Source organism: Streptococcus sp. 4155 (assembly GCF_013276695.1).
Lineage (GTDB): Bacteria > Bacillota > Bacilli > Lactobacillales > Streptococcaceae > Streptococcus > Streptococcus pseudopneumoniae.
Genome location: NZ_VMLM01000089.1, coordinates 1 through 3,783 on the forward strand (window position 1 = coordinate 1; position 3,783 = coordinate 3,783).

At 40.0% G+C, this 3,783-nt stretch carries 4 protein-coding genes; 3 read left to right on the plus strand and 1 reads right to left on the minus strand.

The genetic code is table 11. From position 1 onward, the window contains the following. Positions 1-18 precede the first annotated feature (18 nt). Positions 19-744 carry a pseudouridine synthase gene (locus HT715_RS10130; RefSeq protein WP_050208759.1) on the minus strand — a complete coding sequence of 242 codons (726 nt, stop codon included), beginning with the start codon at positions 742-744 and terminating at the stop codon, positions 19-21. A gap of 161 nt (positions 745-905) precedes the next feature. On the opposite strand from HT715_RS10130, the gene typA reads away from it, so the two are divergent. The 3 genes from typA (at position 906) to HT715_RS10145 (ending at position 3,711) form a co-directional block, all read left to right on the plus strand. Next, complete coding sequence (typA, locus tag HT715_RS10135) at positions 906-2,747, plus strand: translational GTPase TypA (protein ID WP_000164111.1); 1,842 nt, start codon at positions 906-908, stop codon at positions 2,745-2,747. 19 nt (positions 2,748-2,766) lie between these two features. Next, positions 2,767-3,021, plus strand: coding sequence for a DUF3165 family protein (locus tag HT715_RS10140; RefSeq protein ID WP_023932983.1), 255 nt, complete (start codon positions 2,767-2,769; stop codon positions 3,019-3,021). A 390-nt stretch (positions 3,022-3,411) separates the two neighbouring features. Continuing rightward, complete coding sequence (locus HT715_RS10145) at positions 3,412-3,711, plus strand: lactococcin 972 family bacteriocin (RefSeq protein ID WP_054393023.1); 300 nt, start codon at positions 3,412-3,414, stop codon at positions 3,709-3,711. The last annotated feature ends 72 nt before the right edge of the window (positions 3,712-3,783 follow it).

Consider the following 3,783-nt stretch of genomic DNA (forward strand, 5'->3'; position numbering starts at 1 on the left):
TCACGGGTGGTTATGACTTTATCGACTCATCTCTAAATAGTTTTTAATGATTTGTAACTCTTTTTGGTTCAAAGGGAGGTAGTTACCTTCTGCTAAATCTGGGTTCAATGTAAAGTCCCCAAATTGGATTCTCTTGAGACTAGTCACCTTAACACCAACCGAGAGGAACATTTTCTTGATTTGATGAAATTTTCCTTCTGAAATGGTGATAGAGGCTTGACTGAGGGAGGGACTTGCAGATAGAATCTCTAGTTTTGCGGGTTTACAGACAGTGCCATCTAAAAAGACAATTCCTTTTTGAAAGGCTTGGATATGGTCAGGTGTCAGAAGTCCATTAACTTTAACTTGATAAGTTTTATCGACATGATATTGGGGATGGAGGAGCTGAAAGCCTAAGGGACCGTTATCGGTCAAGAGGAGGAGTCCCGTTGTATCTCGGTCCAGTCGGCCGACGGCATAGAGCTTATCAGACTGGATGTCAGGCGGAAGGAGGTCCATGACGGTTGGAAGTTCCCTGTCTTTATTGGCTGTCACGACACCAACAGGCTTATGAAGCATCAGATAGGTGTGCTCATAGCCTTGAATGATTCGGTCCTGAAAAAGGAGTTCCTGTAGTCCTGTATCGATATTTTGGGCTAGGGAGCGGGCTGGGCAACCATCGACGAGAATATCCCCTTTGAGTAAGGCTTGCTTCATGGCCTTTCGGCTAACTTTTTCTTGGGCTAATAAATTATCTAAACGCATACTGTGCCTATCTTATCATAAGTCGCTTGCTTTGAAAAGGCTTGACGTGAAAAGAAAAGCGGAGTGAAAACATTTACACTTGCTTGAGTTATGTTATTTACCTGAAATTATGGTATAATCGTTCAGTTAGAAAATAAATTTTGAATATTATAGAGGAAATCATGACAAAATTAAGAGAAGATATCCGTAACATTGCGATTATCGCCCACGTTGACCACGGTAAAACAACCCTCGTTGACGAATTATTGAAACAATCAGAAACGCTTGATGCACGTACTGAATTGGCTGAGCGTGCTATGGACTCAAACGATATCGAAAAAGAGCGTGGAATTACCATCCTTGCTAAAAATACGGCTGTTGCTTACAACGGAACTCGTATCAACATCATGGACACACCAGGACACGCGGACTTCGGTGGAGAAGTTGAGCGTATCATGAAAATGGTTGACGGTGTTGTCTTGGTCGTAGATGCCTACGAAGGAACCATGCCACAAACTCGTTTCGTATTGAAAAAAGCTTTGGAACAAGACCTTGTCCCAATCGTGGTTGTCAATAAAATCGATAAACCATCAGCTCGTCCAGCAGAAGTAGTGGACGAAGTCTTGGAACTGTTCATCGAGCTTGGTGCAGATGACGACCAGCTTGACTTCCCAGTGGTCTATGCTTCAGCGATCAACGGAACTTCTTCATTGTCAGATGATCCAGCTGACCAAGAAGCGACTATGGCACCAATCTTTGACACGATTATCGACCATATCCCAGCTCCAGTAGATAACTCAGATGAGCCTTTGCAGTTCCAAGTGTCACTTTTGGACTACAATGACTTCGTTGGACGTATCGGTATCGGTCGTGTCTTCCGTGGTACAGTTAAGGTTGGGGACCAAGTTACCCTTTCTAAACTTGACGGCACAACTAAAAACTTCCGTGTTACAAAACTCTTCGGTTTCTTTGGTTTGGAACGTCGTGAAATCCAAGAAGCAAAAGCAGGTGACTTGATTGCCGTTTCAGGTATGGAAGACATCTTTGTCGGTGAAACCATTACTCCTACAGACGCAGTTGAAGCTCTTCCAATTCTACACATCGATGAGCCAACTCTTCAAATGACTTTCTTGGTCAACAACTCACCATTTGCTGGTAAAGAAGGTAAATGGGTAACTTCTCGTAAGGTGGAAGAACGCTTGCAGGCAGAATTGCAAACAGACGTTTCCCTTCGTGTTGACCCAACTGATTCACCAGATAAATGGACTGTTTCAGGACGTGGAGAATTGCACTTGTCAATCCTTATCGAAACAATGCGTCGTGAGGGATATGAACTTCAAGTATCTCGTCCAGAAGTTATCGTAAAAGAAATCGACGGTGTTAAATGTGAGCCATTTGAGCGTGTACAAATCGACACTCCAGAAGAATACCAAGGATCTGTTATCCAAAGCCTTTCTGAACGTAAGGGTGAAATGTTGGATATGATTTCAACTGGTAATGGTCAAACTCGTTTGGTCTTCCTTGTTCCAGCGCGTGGTTTGATTGGATACTCAACTGAGTTCTTGTCAATGACTCGTGGTTACGGTATCATGAACCATACCTTTGACCAATACTTGCCATTGATTCCAGGTGAAATTGGTGGTCGTCACCGTGGTGCCCTTGTTTCTATCGATGCTGGTAAGGCTACAACTTACTCTATCATGTCTATCGAAGAACGCGGTACTATCTTTGTCAACCCAGGTACTGAAGTTTACGAAGGAATGATCATCGGTGAAAACTCTCGTGAAAACGACTTGACAGTTAACATCACTAAGGCGAAGCAAATGACCAACGTTCGTTCAGCTACTAAGGACCAAACAGCTGTTATCAAGACTCCTCGTATCTTGACACTTGAAGAGTCTCTTGAGTTCTTGAACGACGATGAGTACATGGAAGTAACGCCTGAGTCTATCCGTTTGCGTAAACAAATCCTTAACAAGGCAGAGCGTGAGAAAGCTAACAAGAAGAAAAAATCAGCTGAATAAGAGCTAGAAAGAGAGAAAGATGGTCTATTTAGTCCTAGGGATTTTACTGCTCCTACTCTATGTATTTGCGACACCAGAAAGTATTAAAGGGACAGTCAATATCGTCGCTATGGTATGTATTTTAGTGGCACTTTTGGTTTTGTTGGCTCTATCTTTTCTGAAAATTTTTCAATTACCAACAGAAATGTTCCTAGCAATAGCCATGTTAATCCTAGCTTACTTTAGTGTGAGAGACATCACACTCATGCCAGTCAAAAAAAGTAAAAGAAGATAAAAAAGAGAGTTTTGGCTCTCTTTTTTGGTAGGAATTTTACAATAGTTTGAATTGTTTTTTTACTATAACATCATCTCTTTTGCTTGGATAATATGAATGGGAAAAACTTGAATAAAATTTGTCAATGACATCTATTTTATATTTGGTTAGTACTGGTTGCATATTATTTTGAAATAAAACTACTATATAATATTATTCATATAGGTAACATAAAAACATTATTCATATAGGTGATATAGTAAAATATCTAAAAAATTCGATTTTTTCCTTGACAACAAATAATAAAAATGCTATTCTTATTATATAAGAAATCGGTTTCAAAAAAGAGAGAATAGGATTTATTTTGTTGCATTGTTGCTCAGGGTGTGCTTTTTTGAAAGGAAAAATAAAATGAAAACGAAAAAACATAGATTACTTGCTCTAGCTCTTATTTCAAGTTTTACATTATTGGAAGCTGCATCAGCTGCTGTACAATATCCAGATGGAGGAGTATGGACGTATGGAGAAGGTTCAGGAGGTGGTTGGGCTTTTTCAAATTACTATCATGGTAAAAAATATCATTATTCTTCTCTTGTAAGTAAATGGGATAGTCATTCAGATAAAGGATCAGCACCTGCAGGGAAAACTTCAGAGGCTTGGATTTGGACTAAATTTGGGGAACAAGTAGCATTTTACTATGACTATGACTAATATTTAGTTTTCTTAGATAATTCCCCTTGTAAGAAATTACAAGGGGAATTTTGTTATGGCTTCAAGCCAGTT